Annotated in this window: 14 protein-coding genes; 7 read left to right on the top strand and 7 right to left on the bottom strand. The window is 71.4% G+C overall.

All coding sequences use genetic code 11. The features are described 5' to 3' along the window. The first annotated feature begins 9 nt into the window (after nt 1–9). Together WMF24_RS44505 and WMF24_RS44500 are read left to right on the top strand one after the other, a co-directional pair. Entirely contained in the window at nt 10–600 is a 591-nt protein-coding gene (locus WMF24_RS44505) for a DUF4267 domain-containing protein (RefSeq protein ID WP_437733559.1), read from the top strand. Nucleotides 601–1,151: 551 nt separating this feature from the next. Beyond that, the gene (locus tag WMF24_RS44500) at nt 1,152–2,381 is read left to right on the top strand and encodes a DNRLRE domain-containing protein (protein WP_437733558.1); all 1,230 of its coding nucleotides are present in this window, start codon (nt 1,152–1,154) and stop codon (nt 2,379–2,381) included. 84 nt (nt 2,382–2,465) lie between these two features. Here the strand turns inward: WMF24_RS44500 and WMF24_RS44495 are convergent, their stop codons facing one another. From WMF24_RS44495 to WMF24_RS44480, 4 genes are all read right to left on the bottom strand, one after another. Beyond that, complete coding sequence (locus WMF24_RS44495) at nt 2,466–2,993, bottom strand: hypothetical protein (RefSeq protein WP_437733557.1); 528 nt, start codon at nt 2,991–2,993, stop codon at nt 2,466–2,468. A 77-nt stretch (nt 2,994–3,070) separates the two neighbouring features. Further along, nucleotides 3,071–3,721, bottom strand: coding sequence for a TlpA family protein disulfide reductase (locus tag WMF24_RS44490; protein WP_437733556.1), 651 nt, complete (start codon nt 3,719–3,721; stop codon nt 3,071–3,073). Between the two features lie 85 nt (nt 3,722–3,806). Next, nucleotides 3,807–5,438, bottom strand: coding sequence for a glycoside hydrolase family 30 protein (locus tag WMF24_RS44485; protein WP_437733555.1), 1,632 nt, complete (start codon nt 5,436–5,438; stop codon nt 3,807–3,809). Nucleotides 5,439–5,699: 261 nt separating this feature from the next. After that, the gene (locus WMF24_RS44480) at nt 5,700–6,722 is read right to left on the bottom strand and encodes a Kelch repeat-containing protein (protein ID WP_437733554.1); all 1,023 of its coding nucleotides are present in this window, start codon (nt 6,720–6,722) and stop codon (nt 5,700–5,702) included. A gap of 287 nt (nt 6,723–7,009) precedes the next feature. On the opposite strand from WMF24_RS44480, the gene WMF24_RS44475 reads away from it, so the two are divergent. Continuing rightward, nucleotides 7,010–7,990 carry a cupin domain-containing protein gene (locus tag WMF24_RS44475; RefSeq protein WP_437733553.1) on the top strand — a complete coding sequence of 327 codons (981 nt, stop codon included), beginning with the start codon at nt 7,010–7,012 and terminating at the stop codon, nt 7,988–7,990. Between the two features lie 380 nt (nt 7,991–8,370). Then, on the top strand, nt 8,371–14,073 hold the full coding sequence (locus tag WMF24_RS44470) for a sensor histidine kinase (RefSeq protein ID WP_437733552.1): 5,703 nt from the start codon (nt 8,371–8,373) through the stop codon (nt 14,071–14,073). Nucleotides 14,074–14,136: 63 nt separating this feature from the next. Here the strand turns inward: WMF24_RS44470 and WMF24_RS44465 are convergent, their stop codons facing one another. Next, the gene (locus tag WMF24_RS44465) at nt 14,137–14,907 is read right to left on the bottom strand and encodes an SDR family NAD(P)-dependent oxidoreductase (protein WP_437733551.1); all 771 of its coding nucleotides are present in this window, start codon (nt 14,905–14,907) and stop codon (nt 14,137–14,139) included. 118 nt (nt 14,908–15,025) lie between these two features. On the opposite strand from WMF24_RS44465, the gene WMF24_RS44460 reads away from it, so the two are divergent. Next, nucleotides 15,026–15,703 (top strand): TetR/AcrR family transcriptional regulator, encoded by a 678-nt coding sequence (locus tag WMF24_RS44460; RefSeq protein ID WP_437733550.1) that lies wholly within the window; start codon nt 15,026–15,028, stop codon nt 15,701–15,703. Here WMF24_RS44460 and WMF24_RS44455 read toward each other — a convergent pair. Next, the gene (locus WMF24_RS44455; protein WP_437733549.1) at nt 15,700–16,275 is read right to left on the bottom strand and encodes a hypothetical protein; all 576 of its coding nucleotides are present in this window, start codon (nt 16,273–16,275) and stop codon (nt 15,700–15,702) included. The genes WMF24_RS44460 and WMF24_RS44455 overlap by 4 nt on opposite strands. 35 nt (nt 16,276–16,310) lie before the next feature. Beyond that, on the bottom strand, nt 16,311–17,159 hold the full coding sequence (locus WMF24_RS44450; RefSeq protein ID WP_437733548.1) for an SDR family oxidoreductase: 849 nt from the start codon (nt 17,157–17,159) through the stop codon (nt 16,311–16,313). Nucleotides 17,160–17,408: 249 nt separating this feature from the next. Here WMF24_RS44450 and WMF24_RS44445 point away from each other — a divergent pair, with 249 nt between their 5' ends. Together WMF24_RS44445 and WMF24_RS44440 are read left to right on the top strand one after the other, a co-directional pair. Continuing rightward, entirely contained in the window at nt 17,409–18,011 is a 603-nt protein-coding gene (locus WMF24_RS44445; RefSeq protein ID WP_437733547.1) for a TetR/AcrR family transcriptional regulator, read from the top strand. A gap of 175 nt (nt 18,012–18,186) precedes the next feature. Next, nucleotides 18,187–19,221, top strand: coding sequence for an NADP-dependent oxidoreductase (locus tag WMF24_RS44440; protein WP_437733546.1), 1,035 nt, complete (start codon nt 18,187–18,189; stop codon nt 19,219–19,221). The last annotated feature ends 89 nt before the right edge of the window (nt 19,222–19,310 follow it).

Genomic DNA, 19,310 nt, shown 5'->3' with positions numbered 1-19,310 from the left:
CCCCGGACGGTGAGCGTTTCGGGCAAAGCATTGAGCCGCCCGCGAATGGCCCTCGGCGGCGGCCGTCGCCATGATCCTCGTCGTGAAGCGCGGTCGATCGCGCACGGAGGCACCATGGAATCGCACCGAGACGACTTGCCCTGGAAGCTCACCTCGCCCACGGCCCTGCTGACGCTGCTGCTGGGGTCCTTCATGCTCTTCCTCAGCGTCAGCGCCGCGATGGACCCGCTGGGCGCCGCGCAGGGCTTCGGCCTGCCCATCTCCAGCGCCGACGCCGTCCCCTGGCTGCGCGTCAAGTCCGGGCGGGATCTCGGCATTGCGCTGGCCCTCTTCGGCCTTGTCGCGACGCGGCAGCGGCGCGCGGCGGGCGTCTTCGTCCTCGCCTGCACCGTGGCGCCCGTTATCGACGCGCTGACCACGTGGAGCCACGGCGCATCCCTCGCCCTGGCCCTCTCGGTCCACGGCAGCGCCGCGGTCTACTGTCTTGCGCTCGGCTCGGCGCTGCTGCTGCGGTCCGGGCTGCGACGCCGTCGCCACGCCTCGCCGCGGTCCGGCAGCCTTGTCGCGCCAGAACATGGCGATGGGCTGCACCGGGCCTGAGCCGCGGCGCGCGGTGGAATCTGGACGAGGAGAGAGGAGAGAGGAGATTTTTCAGCTCCCCTCTTCCCTCGGCGCCATCGATCCCCTCTATGGCTCCTTTTCTCCGTGAGCTCACGGGGCGACCCTTGTCGACGCGGCGCTGAACGACGCGAAAGACGATGATCCGTGCGCCCATTTCATGATACAACGACACAGCGCTACGGCTGGCAGCTTCGAGAATCGCTCGTGACCGCGATCGACCGACTCCGTCCATCGATCGCCCGGCCGACGACGACCCTCACCGCCTCAGGGGGCGAGATCCTCCCGGGGCCAGGAGGCTCGGGATCGGCCACGATCCGGGGCGCGAGCGCCTCGTGACGGCCGTCCCGGCGTGACGTCATGCGGCGCGCGCCGCTCGACCAGCAAAGCCATTCGCGAGCCGCCGTCGGGCAAAGCAGCCTGTTCTCGATCATCGTCCACGCATTGCCAAGGTATTTTTTAATCCACAGCGTGCGGCAGCTCGCCGCATTGCACGGCGCGGCCATGCCGGCGCCCCAACGAGGAGCTCTCCCATGAGGACCACCGCTCGGTCGATCTCTGTGTTCGCGCTCGCCTGGATGATCTCCGGCTGCATGGCGGCAGCCGGGCCGTATGCCGACGAAGGCGAGGCCCTCGGCGAGGCCGCATCGCAGCTCGTCGCCTGCGAGGTGCTGCCCTCCGGCAACATCGTCACCAACGGCAGCTTCGAATCGCCGGACGTGTTCCGCAACTTCTGGCGGCGGGAGACATCGATCACCGGCTGGCGGGCTGCCCACGGCCAGATCGAGATCCTGGACCACGCGTTCGGCACGAGCCCCGCGCACGGTCAGCAGCACGTCGAGCTGGACGCCCAGAGCTCGAGCGGCATCTACCAGGATCTCGCGACGATCCCGGGGGCGACCTACGTGCTCCGGTTCTCCTTCGCGGCGCGCCCCGGCACCGGCGCGAGCCAGAACGTGCTCGGCGTCTCCTGGGGCGGCCAGTCGGTGGCCACGCTCTCGACGAGCAGCTCCGCGTGGGTCGAGCACACCTATACGGTCGTGGCCTCGGGCACGACGACGCGCCTCCAGTTCAACGATCTGGGCATCTCGAATGGCCAGGGGACATTCCTCGATCACGTCACCGTGGTCGCCGCCGACACGGATCAGGACGGGGTGTTCGACGCGTGCGACAACTGCCCGGCGCTGGCCAACCCCTCTCAGGCCGACGCGGACGAGGATGGCATCGGCGACGCGTGCGAGCCCGAGCCCCAGTGCGTCGTCGTGCAGCGCGGCACCTACGGGGACGTGCAGGACGCGCAGATCCAGCCCGGGGTCTCGTGGAACTACGGCGATTACCCGTACGTCGTCCTGAACACGTTCCCGGAGGGCGCGCAGATTGGCGTGCTGGCGTTCGACCTGTCGTTCATCCCGGCGGGCTCCGACGTCCAGTCCGCGACCCTCTCGCTGTCCCACTCGTGGAAGGCGAGCGCCAGCGTCATCGAGGTGCACCGCGTGCTCGGCCCCTGGGAAGAGTCGACGGTCCACGCCGGCAACTTCTCCGGGTACGACGCGGCCGTCGAGGCCTCGATCCCCACGCTGGCCCAGGCCGCGGTCGCGACCGCCGACGTGGCGGGCCTCGTCCAGACCTGGGTCGATGGCGCCCAGCCAAACCACGGCTTCGCGCTCCACGACGTGAACGCCCGGACCGACATCCGGTCGAGCGAGCAGGTGAACGTCGCCCAGCGGCCGAAGCTCGAGGTTTGCTACACGCCCGCCCAGTAGCGGGGAATCCGGCCGAGGAGCGGAGGGCGGGCCGGGGGCCGGGGTTGTGCCGAGCGCAGGAGATGCGGCCGCGGCGTCCGGCGGTCACCGGGCGACAGGAGGCCCCCCGGCCCGGGGACGGTGGGCCTCGGCCTGCTGGCCATCCAGGAAGACGCCGACGAGGACGCCGAGGTACGCGCCGGCGTGGAGCCCCCAGCAGACGAGGTACCGCATGGCCGCGCCGGGGGGCCACGCGCCGAGGCTCGCCTCGCGCACACCGAGCGGGTCGAGCGCCGCCATGACGGCGGGGCAGAGCGCGAGCGCCGCAGCGACAGCCGTCATGATCCTCGCCAGCCAGGCGCGCCACGAGAACCGGTCGCTGCGCGCCGCGCGGACGAGCCCCACGCCGGTGACGAGGGCGCCGAGCGGCAGGCCGCCGCGGAACCCCGTCCACGCGACCGCGAGCCGGAACGGCAAGCTCGACGCGGCGAGGCCCTTTCCGTCGAGGAAATACTCCGGGGAGATCGTCGCGGTGACCTGATCGAAGAGCGCCCCGCAGGCGCCCGCGGCCAGGGCGCCAGCGAGGATGGCAAGGTACTCGCGAGGACGGGAGGTGGGTGGGCGAGGCCGCACGGTCCCCACGATACGACAAGGCGGAGGCGATCGCGGCGGCGTTGCCGGCGCGCCGCTGCCTCGGCCAGGAGGTGGTGTCAGCCCGCGGGCTCGTCGAGCAGCGCGCGGACGCGCTCCTCGACGACGGCGAACTCGGGGGTACCGGGCTCGAGCGTGCCCCCGAGGTGCAGGTGCCGCACGAGGCCCGCGCGATCGAGGAGGAAGCTGACGCTCGTGTATTGCCGCTTCGGATGGCCATCGATCCACCAGCGCTTGAGCGTGCGCCAGTCCGGGTCGATCGCGACCGGGAAGCTGTACCCGAAGTGCTTCAGATAGCCTTTGACCGCCTCGGGATCGAGGGGCTCGGGATCCTTGTGGTGATACATCCCGACGACGACGAGCCCTCGTTCCCGATAGCGCTCGTCCAGCGCCTTGAGCGCCGGAGCGGTGGCGCTGCAAAACGGGCAGCTCGGCGACATGAACCAGCGGACGAGGACGACCTTGCCGCGCAGATCCGCCGGCGTGAGCGGCGGTGAGTTGTACCAGGGCCCCACGTCCCACGCAGGCGGGGGCGCCCCGACGACGCCAGATACGTCGTGGTCGAAGCCCGGGGTACCGCCCGACGTGAGAGGAGCGCTCCCCGGAGGCGGCGCAGGTGCGGTAGGCGCCGCGGGCGCGGCCGCGGGCTCCGGGGAGGCGCACGCGAGGGCGAGCGCCGCGAGCGAGAGCGAAAGCAAGCGAGCCATCATGACGACTTTCCCTCGCGGGACGATGGCAGTCCGGCGCGCGCGCGTCAATCCGAGCCGGCCAGCAGGCCGCCTGGGGGGCGAGGCGTCACTTCCAGTTGACGGTCGCCCAGCCGTGGGCAGGAATGCTGAACTGGAGCTTCTTGCCGGCCACGCCGAGGGTGGTCGTCTTCTCCGAGTTGCCAGAATTGTAAAGGATCGTGACGAAGGTCCCGTCGGGGTTCTTGAACGCCAGCGCGTCGCCGCCGGTCGTGCCGACGCGCGTCGCGCCGGGATCGACGTAGGCGGAGACATGGCGGAAGACGTGGTAGGCCGGGGTCACGTTCAGCGTCTTTGCCCCCGTGTCCACGGTGAGGAGCGCGTTCTGGGGCCACGGCCGCTGCGAGTCCAGGTTCTTCCCCGCCGTGTCCAGCACCATGTTCCAGGCGCTGTACGACGTCACCCCCGCCTTGATCCAGTCGCGGAGCAGCCCCCAGCTCTCCTCGGCGTAGGCGTGGTCGTTCGGCGCTTTGTTCGCGTTGAAGGTCGGCGAGCCCGCAGGGTTCCAGGGGTAGTTGCCGCACTTGTGCTCCGTCTGGAGGATCGGCAGGTTGCGCGATCTCAGGCCGGATACGCTGCCCAGCATGTTCCACTGCAGCCCGAAGCCCTTGACGTACCCCATCGCGGTGGCATCGCCGGTCACGGCGCTGAGGATCGCCCCGTCTTTGCCGCTCTCCGCGTTGGACATCGTGCCGAGATAGATCTGCGTCGTGAGCCCCCGCTCGGCGAACGTCGGCCCGAGGTGCGCGCCGATGAACTTCGCCATGAGCGGCCCCGTCCAGATGCAGCTCGGGTACCTCGTCTCGTAGTTCGGCTCGTTCTGGGGGTGAACCGCCTCGATGGTGATGCCCTCCTCGGCGTACGCCTCGACGAACTTCGCGAAGTACAGGGCATAGGCCTCGAGGACGTTCGCGTCGTCCTTCATCCGGCCGCCATCCATGGCGCCGTTGCTCTTCATCCAGGTGGGCGGCGTCCAGGGGCTCGCCCAGAGGTGGAGATCGGGCCTCACGGCGAGCGCCGCCTTGATGTACGGGATCAGCCTCTCCCTGTCCCGAGCGATGGAGAAGCTCTCCATCGCGTGATCGTTCGGCGTCTCGTTGAGCGTGTAGCGATCCATCGCATAGTCGCTCGCCCCGATGGGGACGCGCCCGTAGACGAACGCCGCCCCCTCGTGCCTGTCGAAGAGGAGCTCGATGGCGCGCGCCCTGTCAGCGTCGCTGAGCATCGAGAGCACGTTCCATCCGGCCTCGTTGAAGGTGCCGCCGAAGCCGTCCCATCGCTGGTGCGTCGTCGCCTCGTCGACGGTCACGTCGGCATTGCCGCTCGTCACCTCGGTCGGCTCCCCTGTCACCCAGTAATTGTTCTGACCGGACGTGACGAGCGTCGGCTCGACCACGGGGGGGTCGGGGTCGGCGCCGGTGGGCGAGCCGCCGGCGCCGCCCTCTCCGGCCGGCTGGCCGCCGGCGCCGTCCGAACCCGTCGAGCCGCTCGCGCCAGCTCCGACCGAGCCCGTCGAGCTCCCCGCGCCTGACCCCGAGCCGCTCGCGCCTGGCCCCGCGCCGCTCGCGCCTGGCCCCGAGCCGCCCGCGCCCTCGGGTTCTGTCGCGCTGGTCGAAGGATCGCAAGCCGCGAAGAACAACGCGAGCAACACGCCGGTGCTCGAACCTCGTGCCCTGTTCATTGAAGAAATCCTCGGTCCCGGGTATCCCAGGGTGAAGCTCCGCGGCGGCGCCTGAGGCACGCGTCCGGGAGCAGCCGCCCTACTATGCCCACGGGCTCGCGCGGTGATCGCGCGGGCGGGACAAATCTCGCCGCCTGGACGCGCCCCAGGGCAACCGGGCCACATCCGTTCTTCCATGCGGCGAGCGCTGCCCACGGCCGGGCGCGACGCGCTACGCCCGCCGTGCGGCCGCGTCCCGCCCGCGGGTGACGGGCCGCCCGATCAGGGCGTGAACGATTCCGTGACGGAGCTCAGCCCGAAGCCTTGCTGCGTCCCGCCGCCGGGCACGTAGATCGTCGAGCCGACCGCGACCGCGCCGGTGCCGTGGCGCGGCGTCCGCATCGGCGCGAGCACCTCCCACGCGTCGGTGGCGGCATCGTAGACCTCGGTGTCGTCGAAGATGCCCAGCGTGTCCGGCGCCTGGTTGCCCTCACCGCCGATGACGTAGACCTTCGTGTCCATCACCGCCGCCGCGACGCCGCCGCGCGCCGTCGGCATCGGCGCGCGCGTCGACCAGGTGCCCGCCGAGAGATCGTACGCGAACACCGTATCCTTGACGTTCACCTGGCCGTTCGCGCGCCCGCCGAGCACGTAGAACGTCGACCGCACGACCGCGCCGCCGACGTGATCGCGCGGCTCGGGCAGGTCCGGCAGCGTCTCCCATTCGCCCGTCTCGACGTCGTACGACGAGAACGCGGGCACCGTGTCCTGGAAATCCGGCGTGAGCGAGCGCAGCCCGCCTGCGAGGTAGATCTTCGTGCCGTGGGCGCCGACGGCCGCGCTCCCGCGCTCGGTGCCGGAAGGCATGGGCGCGAGCTCGGCCCACGCGTCCAACCCCGGATCGTACTCGAACACGTCGCCGACTGCCGTCCAGGGGAAATCACCGGTCATGCCCCCGAGCAGGTAGATCTTGCCGTGGAGCGCGGCGACGTTCGGGTGATTCAGCGCGACCGGCAGCGACGCGGCCTCGGACCACGTGTCGTCGCGCGGATCGTAGACCTCGACGCGCCCCGTGTTGAGCCCGTCGCCGCCGGCGCCGGCGATGACGTAGACCTTTCCGTCGAGCGCCACGACGCCGTGCTCCTGGCGCGGGCCGCCCGCGATCGGCGCGAGCTCGCTCCAGCCAGGAGGGTCGTCGGCGCCGGCGCTCGATCCGGAGCCGGGGACATCGGAGGCGTCGTCGACGCAGGCGAGCGTGGACAGGGAGAGGCCGAGAGAGAAGCAGAGGGCAGTGATGGGTCGCATGGTGCTCTTTCCTCGTGGTGTGTGGTGGTGACGAACCTGGGCATCGTGCGCGACATCGTACGTCCGTCGCTCCATGGACGATCGCGAGGCGTCTCGTCGCGCGCGCCTCATGGCCGCCTGCCCCGTCCAGTCCTGAGCGCTCTTCACGAGTCCTCGCCTTCCGGACGGCGAGCGGGGCGGCTTGTGCGTCCCTCCGTCGTGGTGCACCTTGAGGGTGCGCCTGCGGGCGCGGACGCACCATGTGAGGTCGTCCGTCGTTCTTGATGGATCGTCTGCCGGGAGGTGTCGTGGACGCGCTCAGTGACGTACTTCAGGCCATCCGCCTCGCGAGCAACCTGTTCTGCCGAGCCGAGCTGGCGGCGCCCTGGGGCGTTCGCCTGCGCGGCGGGCGGGCGTGCTTCCACTACGTCGCCCGCGGGCGCTGCTGGCTCGCGGTGGAGGGGACCTCGGCGCCCACCACGGCGCTGTCGGCAGGTGATCTCGCTCTCTTGCCGCTCGGCCAGGCGCACGCGATGCGCGACCAGGCGCAGAGCCCCGTTCGGAGCATCGAGGCGCTGGTCTCGGAAGGCGCCGGCGACGACGGCATTCTCCGGTCCGGCGGCGGTGGCCCGACCACGACCCTGATCTCGGGCTGTTTCACGATCGAGGACCGGTCGAGCAACCCGCTCCTCGCCGCGTTGCCCCCGATCATCCGCATCACATCCGACGAGGGGCGCGCGGTGCCGTGGCTCGAGCAGAACCTCCAGTTCATCGCGGCCGAGGCCGCGTCGCCTCGGCCCGGCTCCCGCCTCGTCCTCACGCGCATCGCCGACGTGGTGTTCGTGCAGGCGCTCCGGGCCTATATCGAGCGGCTCCCCGATGACTCCGAGGGCTTCCTCCGGGCGCTGCGGGAGCCGCACATCGGCAAGGCCCTCGGGCTGATGCACCGGGAGCTGGAGCATCCCTGGACGGTGGAGACCCTCGCCTCCAGGTGCGGCCTCTCGCGCTCCGTGTTCGCGGAGCGGTTCAAGCAGCTCGTCGGCGAGCCGCCCCTCGGCTACCTGACGCGGCTGCGCATGGAGCGCTCGACAGAGCTGCTCCAGGCGGGCTCGACCCTCGCTGACGTGGCGCGACGGACGGGGTACTCGTCGGAGGCAGCCTTCAGCCACGCCTTCCGCCAGTGGGCGGGCACCCCCCCGGGCGCGTACCGCAAGGCACAGCGGGAGAGGCGAGCCCGCCCGGGCAGCCGCGGTGCGTCCGAGGTGGCGAGCGGCTCAGGGGAGGTTTGAGCTCCACACCGGCGGGACCGCCGACCCCGGAGGATGAAACGCGCGGCCCGGCTCGACCCGAGCCGTGAGCTCCTTTCGGGCCACCGGCAGACGCACCGCGGCGCTCGTGGCCGCTCGTGCGCCGCGCCCGGAGGCGAGCGCCGCGGGGTCGATATGGTATCGGTACCGGAGGGATCTGGCATGCTGCGATCGCAGGAGCATGGGGCGGGGGGCGTGACGTCCGGCCGGAGCCGTGCGCTCGCCCCGGTCGTGTGGCGGCGTCGCCTCCGGGCGGCACACGGGCTCGGCCGCGCCGGCGCCGCCCTCGGCCTCGATGTCCCACCAGACCGCCGGGCTCCAGCGCTTCGCGGCGTATCGTCCCCGTGATCTCTCTCATGGAGATGCCCGCCCCCCCCACATACACGATCACCGGCACGCTCCACGAGGGCGGAAGAACCCGCCTGCTCCGCGCCGTCCGGAGCGCCGATGGCCGCCCGGTGATCTTGAAGGTCATCGACCCGCGGAGCGGCCGCTCGCAGGACATCGAGCGCCTGCAGCACGAGCACGCGATGGGCAAGGCGCTGCGCCACGACGCCTTCGTGAGGCCGCTCGCCATCGAGACGTTCGAGGGAATGCCGGCGCTCGTCATGGAGGACTTCGGCGGCGAGTCGCTCGATCGCATCATCGACGGGCCGATGAGCGCCGGGCGGTTCCTGGAGCTCGCGGTCCGCATCGCGGCGTGCGTCGCGGAGCTCCACCAGGAGGACGTCCTTCACAGGGATCTCAAGCCCCACAACATCCTCGTCAACGCGACGACAGGCGAGGTGAAGCTCATCGACTTCGGCCTTGCCTGCCGCCTCTCGCGCGAGCAGCCGCCGGCGGGGCCTCCCCGGCTCATCGAGGGCTCCTTGCCGTACCTGTCTCCGGAGCAGACAGGGCGAATGAACCGGTCGATCGACAGCCGCGCTGACCTCTATGCGCTCGGCGTCACGTTCTACCAGATGCTCACGGGGCGCCTGCCCTTCGAGGCGCGGGATCCGCTCGAGTGGGTGCACTGCCACGTCGCCCTCGCCCCTCCGCCGCCGTCCGCGGTCGTCCCGGAGCTCCCCGAGATCCTCTCGGCGATCGTCCTGAAGCTCCTCGCCAAGATGCCTGAGGATCGTTACCAGACCGCCCGCGGCCTCCAGCGCGACCTCGGGCGGTGCCTCTCGCAGCAGCGAGACCACGGCAGGATCGAGCCGTTCTCCCTGGGCGAGCGCGACGTCTCCGGGCGCGCCCAGCTCCCACCGCAGCGGCTCTACGGCCGCGAGCGCGAGGTGGCCGCGCTGCTGCGCACCTTCGAGCGCATGGCGGACACCGGGGTCCCCGAGCTCGTGCTCGTCTCCGGCTATGCGGGCAGCGGAAAGTCGGCGCTCGTTCACGAGCTCTGCAAGGCGGTCGTCCGGAAACGAGCCCTGTTCCTGTCGGGGAAGTTCGATCAATTCAAGCGCGAGATCCCCTATTTCACGCTGGTCCAGGCCTTCCGGGAGGCCGTGCGCGACATCCTCGCCGAGACGGAGGACCGGATCGCGGCCTGGAGACAGCGGCTGCTCGACGCGCTCGGGATCAACGCGCAGCTCATCGTCGACGTCATCCCGCAGATCGAGCTCGTCATCGGCCGGCAGCCGCCCGTCCCGGAGCTCCCGCTGACCGAGGCCCAGCACCGGTTCCGCGTCGCGTTCCGGAGCTTCGTCGGGGTGTTCGCCCGGAAGGAGCACCCCCTCGCGCTCTTCCTCGACGATCTCCAGTGGACCGACCCGGCGAGCCTCGGGCTCCTGGATGATCTGTTGACCCACCCGGAGACGCGCCACCTCCTCATCGTCGGCGCGTACCGCGACAACGAGGTACCCCCCTCGCACCCGCTCATGACGGCGCTCGACCGGGTGCGGAGGGACGGCGCGCGCGTCTCGGACATCGTGCTCGGCCCGCTCTCCCGGGAGCACCTCGTCGCGCTCGTCAGCGACGCATTCCACTGCCGCCGCGAGGACGCCGCGCAGCTCTCCGCGCTCGTCCACGAGAAGACGGCCGGCAACCCCTTCTTCGCCATCCAGTTCCTCACCGCGCTCCACGAGGAGCGGCTCATCGAGTTCGACGAGCGCGCCGAGGTCTTCCGGTGGGACGTGGCGAAGATCCGCGAGAAGGGCTTCACGGACAACGTGATCGACCTGATGGTCGGCAAGCTCGTGCGGCTCCCTCCGGGCACCCAGGAGGCGCTGAAGCACCTCGCCTGTCTCGGGATCACCGCCGACGTCGCCCTCCTGTCGATGGTCCGCGGCAGCTCGGTGGAGGAGGCGCACGCGGACCTCCGGGAGGCCGTCCGCGCGGGGCTGGTCCAGCGCAAGGACGCCTCGTACAGGTTCCTCCACGACCGGGTCCAGGAGGCCGCGTATTCGCTCATCCCCGAGGGCGAGCGGGCGGCGGTGCACCTCGGTATCGGCCGGCTGCTCGCGGCGCGCACGGCGCCGGAGGAGATCGAGGAGAAGGTCTTCGAGATCGTCAATCAGCTCGACCGCGGCGCGCCGCTGATCACGTCGCGGGAGGAGCGGGAGCGGGTGGCCGAGCTCAACCTCGTCGCGGGCAAGCGCGCCAAGGGGTCGACGGCCTGCGCCTCGGCGCTGAGGTACCTCGCCGCCGGCAGGGCCCTGCTCCCGGAGGACTGCTGGGAGCGGCGGTACGAGCTCACCTTCCAGATCGAGCTCCACCGGGCCGAGTGCGAGTACCTCACCGGCGCCCTCTCTGCGGCCGAGGAGCGGCTCTCGGCGCTCTCGCGCCGCGCCGGGAGCCTCGTCGATCTGGCCGCCGTCACGTGCGTGCGACTCGGCCTCTACACGACGATGGACCGCAGCGACCGCGGCGTCGACGTCGGCCTCGAGTACCTCGGCCGCGTCGGCATCGCGTGGTCGCCGCACCCCGCGGACGAGGAGGTACGGAAGGAATACGAGCGGGTCTGGGAGCTGCTCGGGGCCCGCGCGGTCGAGGAGCTCATCGACGCGCCCCCGATGACCAACGCGGAGTGCCGCGCGACCCTCGAGGTCCTCACCCATGTCCAGTCGCCGGCCCTGTTCACCGACGCGAACCTGAATTGCCTCGTCGTGACGCGCATGACGAACCTCAGCCTCGAGCACGGCAACAGCGACGCGTCGTGCCTCGCCTACACCTGGTTCGGCATGGTCCTCGGGCCGCGCTTCGGCGATTACCGCATGGCGTACCGGTTCGCCAGGCTCGGCCTCGATCTCCTGGAGCGCCGCAGGACGCTCCGGTTCAGAGCCCGTGTCTATCTCGGCTTCGGGCACCGCGTGAACCCGTGGGTGAGGCACCTCTGCACCGGCATCGAGCTCCTGCGGCGCGGCTTCGAGGCCGGGCAGCAGACCGGCGACCTCACGTATGCGTCGTACAGCAAGAACTGCCTGATCACGGTCCTCCTCGCCGCGGGAGAGCCCCTGGGCGACGTGCAGCGGGAGGCCGAGGGCGCGCTCGACTTCGTGCGGCGGGCGCGGTTCGGCCTCGAGGTCGACATCATCACCGCGCAGCTCGGGCTCATCCGGACGCTCCGGGGCCTCTTGCCCGATTTCGGCTCGTTCGACGGCGCGGACTTCGACGAGCGCCGGTTCGAGCGGCACCTGGAGGGCGATCCGCGCCTCGCGATCGCCGCCTGCTGGTACTGGATACGCAAGCTGCAGGCGCGCTTCCACGCGGGCGACGTCGACGCCGCGCTCGAGGCCGCGGAGAGGGCGCGGCCGCTCCTCTGGACGTCGGGCTCGTTCTTCGAGGTGGCCGAGTACCATTTCTACGCGGCGCTCGTCCGGGCGGCGCGCTGCCGCGCGGCGGACGCCGGCGAGCGGCGCCTGCACCTCGAGGCGCTCGCCGCCCACCAGCGGCAGATCGACACGTGGGCGGAGAGCTGCCCCGACAACTTCGGCGACCGGTCGGCGCTCGTCGGCGCCGAGATCGCGCGCCTCCGCGGCGAACGGGACAGCGCGGCGCAGCTTTACGAGCAGGCCATTCGCGCCGCGCGCGAGAGCGGCTTCGTGCACAACGAGGCGCTTGCCTACGAGCTCGCGTCGGGGTTCTACCGGGAGCGAGGGTTCGCGCTGATCGCCGACACCTACCTCCGCGAGGCCCGCGCCGGCTACGTCCGCTGGGGGGCGGACGGCAAGGTCCAGCACATCGATCAACGGCGCCCGCGCCTCTGGGACACGAGGCCGCTCGCCATGACCGCCTCGTTCGAGGCGCGGACAGACCAGCTCGATCAGCTCTCGGTGATCAAGGCGTCGCAGACCATCTCCAGCGAGATCGTCCTCGACAAGCTGCTGCGGACGCTGCTCACGGTGGTCCTCGAGCAGGGCGGCGCGCAGAGGGCTTGCCTCGTGCTTCAACAGGACGATCGCCTCTCCATCGGAGCCGAGGCCATCCTCGAGGAGAGCGGCGAGGTGACGACCCTCCTCCCCCGCTCGACGGAGGGCTCCTCGCGGCGCGTCCCCATGTCGCTCGTCCGCTACGTCCACCGGACGAAGGAGTGCGTCACCCTGGTCCACGCCGCGGCCGACGCGGGCAAGTTCTCCGGCGACGCGTACTTCGCGCGGCACAAGCCAAGATCGCTCCTCTGCATGCCCATCCTCAGGCAGGCGGAGGTGGCGGGCCTGCTCTATCTCGAGAACAACCTCGTCGCCGGCGCGTTCCCGCCCGAGCGGCTCACCGCCCTGTCGCTCCTCGCCGCGCAGGCGGCCATCTCCCTGGAGAACGCGCGGCTCCTCGCCGACGAGCAGGCCGCGCGGACCGCGGCCGAGGCGGCGGAGCGGCGCGCGGCCTTCCTGGCCGAGGCCGGGGAGATCCTCTCCGGATCGCTCGATTACAGCGAGACGCTGCCCCGCGTCGCGCGGCTCTCCGTGCGATCGCTCTGCGACTGGTGCATCATCGACATCGTCGAAGACCAGCAGTTCCGGCGAGGCATCTGGGCGCACAGGGATCCCGCGAAGGAGCCTTTGCTCGAGGAGCTCCAGCGCAGGTATCCTCCTGACCGGAGCCCGTCCCACCCGGCGGCCAGGCCGCTGCGATGTGGTGAGCCGCTCCTGATGCCCGAGCGCTCCGAGGAAGACCTCCGGAAATACTCCGAGGACGAGGCGCACGCGAGGCTCCTCCGCGATCTCGAGACACGCAGCGTCATCGCCGTGCCGCTCGTCGCGCGGGGGCGGCCGATAGGGGCGCTGAGCGTCGCCTCGTCCGCGCCGGGGCGCCGCTACACGGAGGCCGACCTGGAGCTCGTCCAGCAGGTGGCGCACCGGGCCGCGCTCGCGATCGACAATGCGCGGCTGTACCGCGCTGCCCAGGAGGCGATCCGCATGCGGGACGAGTTCCTCACCGTGGCGACGCACGAGCTCAACACGCCGATGACGTCGCTCACGCTCTCGCTCGAGGCCATGGATCGGAACCTCCGCTCCGGCCGCCCCTCCGATACCGTGGCGATGGGCAGGCAAATCGACCGCGCGCTGCGGCAGGCCACGCGCCTGGCCCGCCTGAACAACGAGCTCCTCGAGGTCTCGCGGATCGACACGGATCGGGTCTCGCTCGACATCGCCGAGGTCGACCTCGTCGCGGTCGTCCGCGACGTGATCGCCCGGTTCGAGCTGGATCTGGCGCGCGCCGGGTGCACGGCCTCGCTGCGGACGAGCGGCCGCGTCGTGGGGCGCTGGGATCGGTCGCGCATCGACCAGATCGTCACGAACCTCCTCGCCAACGCGATGAAGTTCGGCGCGGGCAAGCCCATCGAGATCGTCCTCGGCGAGGAGGCCGGGACGGCGCGGCTGTCGGTGAGGGATCACGGCATCGGCATCGACCCGGCGCGCCAGGAGCGGATCTTCGACCGGTTCGAGCGCGGCGTGTCCGACAGGCACTACGGCGGGCTGGGGCTCGGCCTCTACATAAGCCGCCAGATAGCGCAGGCGCACGGCGGTTCGATCCGGGTCCAGAGCGCGCCCGGCGCCGGCGCCACGTTCACTGTCGAGCTCCCCGGCGCCGGGCCGCCCGCGTCGCCGCGCGCGCCGGTCTGCTCGAGCGACTCGCTGTGAGGGTCGAGCGCCCCACGCCTGGAGCAGGCGACGAGGACGACACGGAGGCTCCCTGTGTCCTCGTCACATCGGCCGGCCGCCGCTCGCGCGGAGGATCTCCCCGGTAACGGCGGTGTTCGCGGCCGAGCACAGGAAGACGATGGTTGTCGCCACCTCCTCGGGCCGCAAGAGCCGCCCCACGGGGTACGCCTTCCCGCGCTGCGCCAGGAGCTCCGGTGACGCCCGCGCGCTCATCCTCTCGGTCACGGTGAAGCCCGGAACGACGACGTTGGCCAGGATCCCGTGCGGCCCGAGCTCGCGCGCGAGCACCGCGGTGAGCCCGTGGAGCGCCGCCTTGGCGGCGCCGTACGGACCGGCGCCCACCACCCCGTCGAGGGCCACGCCCGAGGAGACGTTGACGATCCGGCCCCAGCCGCGGGCGCGCATGGCGGGCACCGCGGCCTGGATGGCGGCGAAGGTGCCGTCGATGTTGTCGTGGAGGACGCCCTGCCACTCGGCGAGCGGGATGTCCTCGAAGCGCGGCGCTTCCCAGGGCAGGCGCTCGCTCCAGCGGACCGCGTTGTTGACGAGGATGTCGAGTTGCCCGAAGCGCGCCAGGGCGGCCGCGACGGCCGCCTTGACCGACTCGAGCGACCCGAGGTCGAGCTCCAGCGCGAGCGCCTCGCCGCCTCGCCGCTCGATCTCCCGGGCGACCTCCGCGGCCTTCTCCCGCTCGCGCCGGTAGGTGAGCGCCACGCGGGCGCCCTCTGCCGCGAGCTGCAGCGCGACCTCCTTGCCTATCCCCTGCGACCCCCCGGTCACCAGCGCGGCCCTCTTCTCGAGTCCCAGCTTCATGCGACACCTCGCTTTCGAGGGGAAGGTAGCCCAACTGGAAGAACCTTCCACAACAAACTGGAAGAATCCTCCAATCCGGCCGGCTGGTCAGCGGCGCGGGGCTGCGGTAGGAGGGGCCATGGCCGTGGCGCGACAGAGCGGCGTGGCGCGCCGGGAGGCGCTGCTGGACGCGGCGCTCCGCTGCTTCGAGCAGCGGGGCCTGTTGCGCACGGGCATCGAGGACGTCCGCAAGGAGGCGGGCGCGAGCCCTTCGAGCGTGTACCACCTCTTCGAGGACTTCCCGGCGCTCGTGGCGGCGCTGCTCGAGCGGACCTTCGCGCGGCTTTCGGGGTACATGACCGCGCGCGTGCTCGCCGCCAGGACGGCGCGCTCGGCGGTGCGGGCGCTGGTGGAGGCGCACCTGACCTGGGTGTTCGATCACGAGGCCGAGGCGCGCTTCATGTACCAGGCGCTCGCGCTGGAGCTCGACGGCCACCACCGCGCCGCGCTCCGGGAGGCCAAGGCGCGGCTCAAGGCGGAGATGGTGGCGCGCCTCTCGGAGCTCGGCGTCTTCGCCGGGGCGCTCTCGTCCGAGGTGACGCTCGACGTCGTGCTGCTCGGCCCGGCGCATCAGGCCTGTCGCGCCTACTTCTCCGCGCCCGGCGCCGTGGACCCGGCGTGGATGAAGGCGACCCTGCCCGACCTCGCGTGCCGAGCGCTGGCCAGCGTGGCGCCTGCCGGCCGGGGGGCGCGGGCGGGGAAGGGCGCCGATGGCGTGGAGCCGGCTCGGAAGCCCCGCGGCAGAAGGGAACGCTAACCCGCAGGGTCCAGCCGGTGCAGGTGATGCTCCTCGCCGTTCAGGGTGAGCACCGCCATGAACCCGTTCCGCGCGAGCTCCTTCGCGACCTTGAACTCGTGTGTTCCCGGGGTGACGGAGGTGTCGACGACGCGCGCGATCTCCGGCTCCAGGACGCTGCCCGGGTAGCTGTAGATGTCGAGGCGCAGCGCGCAGGCGCGCTCGATCGTCGCGCGCGCGACGAACGCGTCCTCGCCCTCCGTCACCGAGAAGGCGCTCCCGAGCTCTCCCTCGACGGAGTTTCTCCTGAGCGCCCAGGTGATCTGCTGGAAGGCGATCGGCGCGTACACGTCGAGCACCATCACGTCCTTGTTCTGCTCCTTGAAGCGCGCGTGCAGGCGCGCCCGGGTGGCGGGGTCCACGCCGCCGCCGAGGGTGATGAGGTCGAAGTCGCCGGCGTGAAACTCCGTGTCCGGCGACGCGCCCACCGTGCCGACGGCCGCGTGCCCCTGCTGCTTCAGCGCGGCGACGCCCCGCTCGAGGATATCGGCCCTCTTGCCGATGACGAGGATTCTCTTCGCTCTCGATGCCATGGTCTCTCTCCTCCCTCGCGGCCTGCCGCCGCGCTCTATCGAAACGCTTCCACGTGGCGCTCCAGCCACGCGTCGAACGTGTGCGCCCTTCGCCCGAGGAGCTGCTCGACCGCGGGCGAGGGCTCCTCTTCCTCCCCCGCCCTGACGAGCGCGAACGCCTCGAGCACGGCGCCGATGAACACCTCGGGCAGCCCCGCCTTCGCCATCTGCTCGCGGGCGGCGTCCTCGCTCACGTCGACGTACCTGAGCGGTCTCCCGATCGCGGCGCTGATCTTCGCCACCTGCTCCGCCACGCTCAGCGCCTCCGGCCCGGCGAGCAGGTACTCCTTGCCTTCGTGCCCAGGCGAGGTCAGCGCCTTCACCGCGACAGCCGCGATGTCGCGCTCGTCGATGGGCCTTGTCCTCGCGTCGCCGAGGGGCTGGAACACCGCGCCCTGCGCCTTGATGGAACCGGCCCACTGGAGCGTGTTCGAGGCGAACCCTCCCGGCCGGAGCATCGTCCAGGCGACGCCCGACGCCTTGACCCTCGCCTCGGCCTCGCGGTGCCAGCGGCCGATCTGGATGTCGGGCGCGCTGACGACGCTGGACGACGAGAGCATCACGATGTGCTTCACGCCCGCCCTCTTCGCCGCGCTGGCCGCATTGCCGGCGAGCGCCGGCAGGTCGCCGCCCGCGCAGACGAGGAACCCCCTGTCCGCGCCGGAAAACGCCCCGTCGAGCGTCTCTGGCTTCGAGAGATCGCCCTTCACGACGGCGACCTCGCCGCCGCGCTCTCCCAGCCTCGCCGGGTCGCGCACGAGCGCGCGGACCGGGTGGCCCGCCTCGACGAGCTGCTCGAGCACCGCACCGCCGACGTTCCCTGTCGCTCCGGTCACGAGGATCATCTGCCGCTCCCTTTCGTTGTCGGTGGTTCACCACCCTCGCCTCGCCGGCGGGGCCCGTCCGGAGACCAGTGTGCAGCGGCGCCTCCGGCGGCTTGGACTCCGCGCCAACACATTGGAAAGATTCTGCTCGTTTGCTGCGCGCGCCGCGCGCTTCGCTCCCTGCCCCTTGCGGCAGGACCACGGCGACGCGCTCGATCGGCGGCAGCGGCCCACTAGACGACCGGTCTACTAGGTGCTACCGTACAGGTCATGAGCGCGAGCGCCGCCGTCATCGACGTCCGCCAGCACATCCTCGAGGTGGCCCATCCGCTGCTGCTTCGGAAGGGCTTCACCGCGGTGGGCCTGGCCGAGGTGCTGGCGGCCGCGCAGGTGCCGAAGGGCTCGTTCTATCACTACTTCGGCTCCAAGGAGGCCTTCGGCGAGGCGGTGCTCGAGGCCTATTTCGCCGGCTACCTGGGGCGCATGGACGCGCTCCTGGCGCAGCCGGGCACGGCCGCGCAGCGGCTGTTCGGCTATTTTCGCGACTGGCTCGACTCGCAGACAGGCGACGAGGCGCAGAGCCGCTGTCTCGTCGTGAAGCTCGGCGCGGAGGTCAGCGACCTGTCCGAGACCATGCGCGCGGCGCTGGAGCGCGGCGCGCGCCGCGTGATCGAGCGCCTGGCGCGCTGCATCGAGGCGGGCAGGGCCGACGGCTCGCTGCCCGCCGTGCTCGACCCGCAGGCGGTCGCTGTCGCGCTCTACCAGAGCTGGCTCGGCGCCAGCCTGCTGGCCAAGATCACCCGCGACCGCGCGCCGCTGGACACGGCCATGACCGGCACGCGGCTGCTGCTGGGCCTGGCGCAAGCAGCCTGAGGCGGGATGAGCTGCATGCGCTCCCGTCTTTCTTGCGGTCGCCTTCTAGACGACCGGTCTACTCGACGGTCCACGCCGTGACGCCGTCGGACCCGCTCGCTCGGCCAGGGTGCGCCGGAGCCAGCCGGGGCGAGTTCGCGGAACGTTCCAAACCCCACACCACAGGAGCAAACCGATGCCGCAAAGCAAATCCGTCAATCGCCGTGTCCTCCTCGCCGCGCGTCCGCGCGGCCTGCCGACGCCGCAGGACTTCCGCCTCGACGAGGCCGCCGTACCGACGCCGGACGAAGGACAGGTGCTGCTGCGCACGCTGTACCTCTCGCTCGATCCGTACATGCGCCAGGTGATGGATGAGCGCCGGCCGGTCTACGCGCCGTCGGTGGGGCTTGGCGAGCCCATGGTGGGCGGCACGGTCAATCGCGTCGTCGCGTCCAGGCACCCGCACTTCCGCGCCGGCGACCTGGTGCTCGGCAACGCCGGCTGGCAGGACTATGCGCTGTCGGACGGTCGGGATCTTGTCCAGCTCGGCGAGATGGCGCGGCCGTCGCTGGCGCTGGGCGTGCTCGGCATGCCCGGGTTCACCGCCCACGTCGGCCTGCTCGATATCGGCCAGCCCGCGCCGGGCGAGACCGTCGTCGTGGCCGCGGCGACCGGCGCTGTCGGCGCGGTGGTCGGGCAGATCGCCAGGCTCAAGGGCGCGCGCGTCGTCGGCATCGCCGGCGGCGCCGACAAGCGCCGCCACGCGGTCGAGGAGCTCGGCTTCGACGTCTGCCTCGACAGGCGCGATCCGGAGCTGGCCGAGCGGCTCGCTGCCGCCTGTCCGGACGGCATCGACGTCTATTTCGAGAACGTTGGCGGCGCGGTCTTCGACGCGGTGCTGCCGCTCCTCAACGTCGGCGCGCGCGTGCCGGTGGTCGGGCTGATCGCGCATTACAACGACGAGACGCCGCCGTCAGGCCCGAACCGCCTGCCGCAGGTGATGACGACCGTGCTGCAGAAGCGCATCCGCATGCAGGGGCTGGTCATCCTCGACCACTACGGCGACCGCTTCGACGCCTTCCGCCGCGACATGGGCGCGTGGGTCGCCGACGGCCGGGTGAAGCTGCGCGAGGACGTCGTCGACGGACTGGAGAGCGCGCCGGCGGCGTTCATCGGCCTGCTCGAGGGGCGCAATTTCGGCAAGCTCGTGGTGCGCGTGGCCGAGGGTTGAGGCGGGGCCGTCGTCGGGGGCATCGGGATGCGGGGAGTGGAATGCCGGCACGGCGCTCCGCTCGCCGGCGAGCGCTCTGCTGTTCCTGA

Source organism: Sorangium sp. So ce1335, assembly GCF_051521615.1.
GTDB lineage: Bacteria > Myxococcota_A > Polyangia > Polyangiales > Polyangiaceae > Sorangium.
Note: the sequence above shows the minus strand (reverse complement) of the source record. Positions and strands in the feature narration are given on the sequence as shown.

Excerpts from the sequence above, each read along its gene's own strand:
- WMF24_RS44480 (WP_437733554.1), bottom strand. The coding sequence starts at position 6,722 with ATGCGACCCATCACTGCCCTCTGCTTCTCTCTCGGCCTCTCCCTGTCC.
- WMF24_RS44490 (WP_437733556.1), bottom strand. The coding sequence starts at position 3,721 with ATGATGGCTCGCTTGCTTTCGCTCTCGCTCGCGGCGCTCGCCCTCGCG.
- WMF24_RS44465 (WP_437733551.1), bottom strand. The coding sequence starts at position 14,907 with ATGAAGCTGGGACTCGAGAAGAGGGCCGCGCTGGTGACCGGGGGGTCG.
- WMF24_RS44470 (WP_437733552.1), top strand. The coding sequence starts at position 8,371 with ATGCCCGCCCCCCCCACATACACGATCACCGGCACGCTCCACGAGGGC.
- WMF24_RS44500 (WP_437733558.1), top strand. The coding sequence starts at position 1,152 with ATGAGGACCACCGCTCGGTCGATCTCTGTGTTCGCGCTCGCCTGGATG.
- WMF24_RS44460 (WP_437733550.1), top strand. The coding sequence starts at position 15,026 with ATGGCCGTGGCGCGACAGAGCGGCGTGGCGCGCCGGGAGGCGCTGCTG.
- WMF24_RS44485 (WP_437733555.1), bottom strand. The coding sequence starts at position 5,438 with ATGAACAGGGCACGAGGTTCGAGCACCGGCGTGTTGCTCGCGTTGTTC.
- WMF24_RS44450 (WP_437733548.1), bottom strand. The coding sequence starts at position 17,159 with ATGATCCTCGTGACCGGAGCGACAGGGAACGTCGGCGGTGCGGTGCTC.
- WMF24_RS44440 (WP_437733546.1), top strand. The coding sequence starts at position 18,187 with ATGCCGCAAAGCAAATCCGTCAATCGCCGTGTCCTCCTCGCCGCGCGT.
- WMF24_RS44445 (WP_437733547.1), top strand. The coding sequence starts at position 17,409 with ATGAGCGCGAGCGCCGCCGTCATCGACGTCCGCCAGCACATCCTCGAG.
- WMF24_RS44455 (WP_437733549.1), bottom strand. The coding sequence starts at position 16,275 with ATGGCATCGAGAGCGAAGAGAATCCTCGTCATCGGCAAGAGGGCCGAT.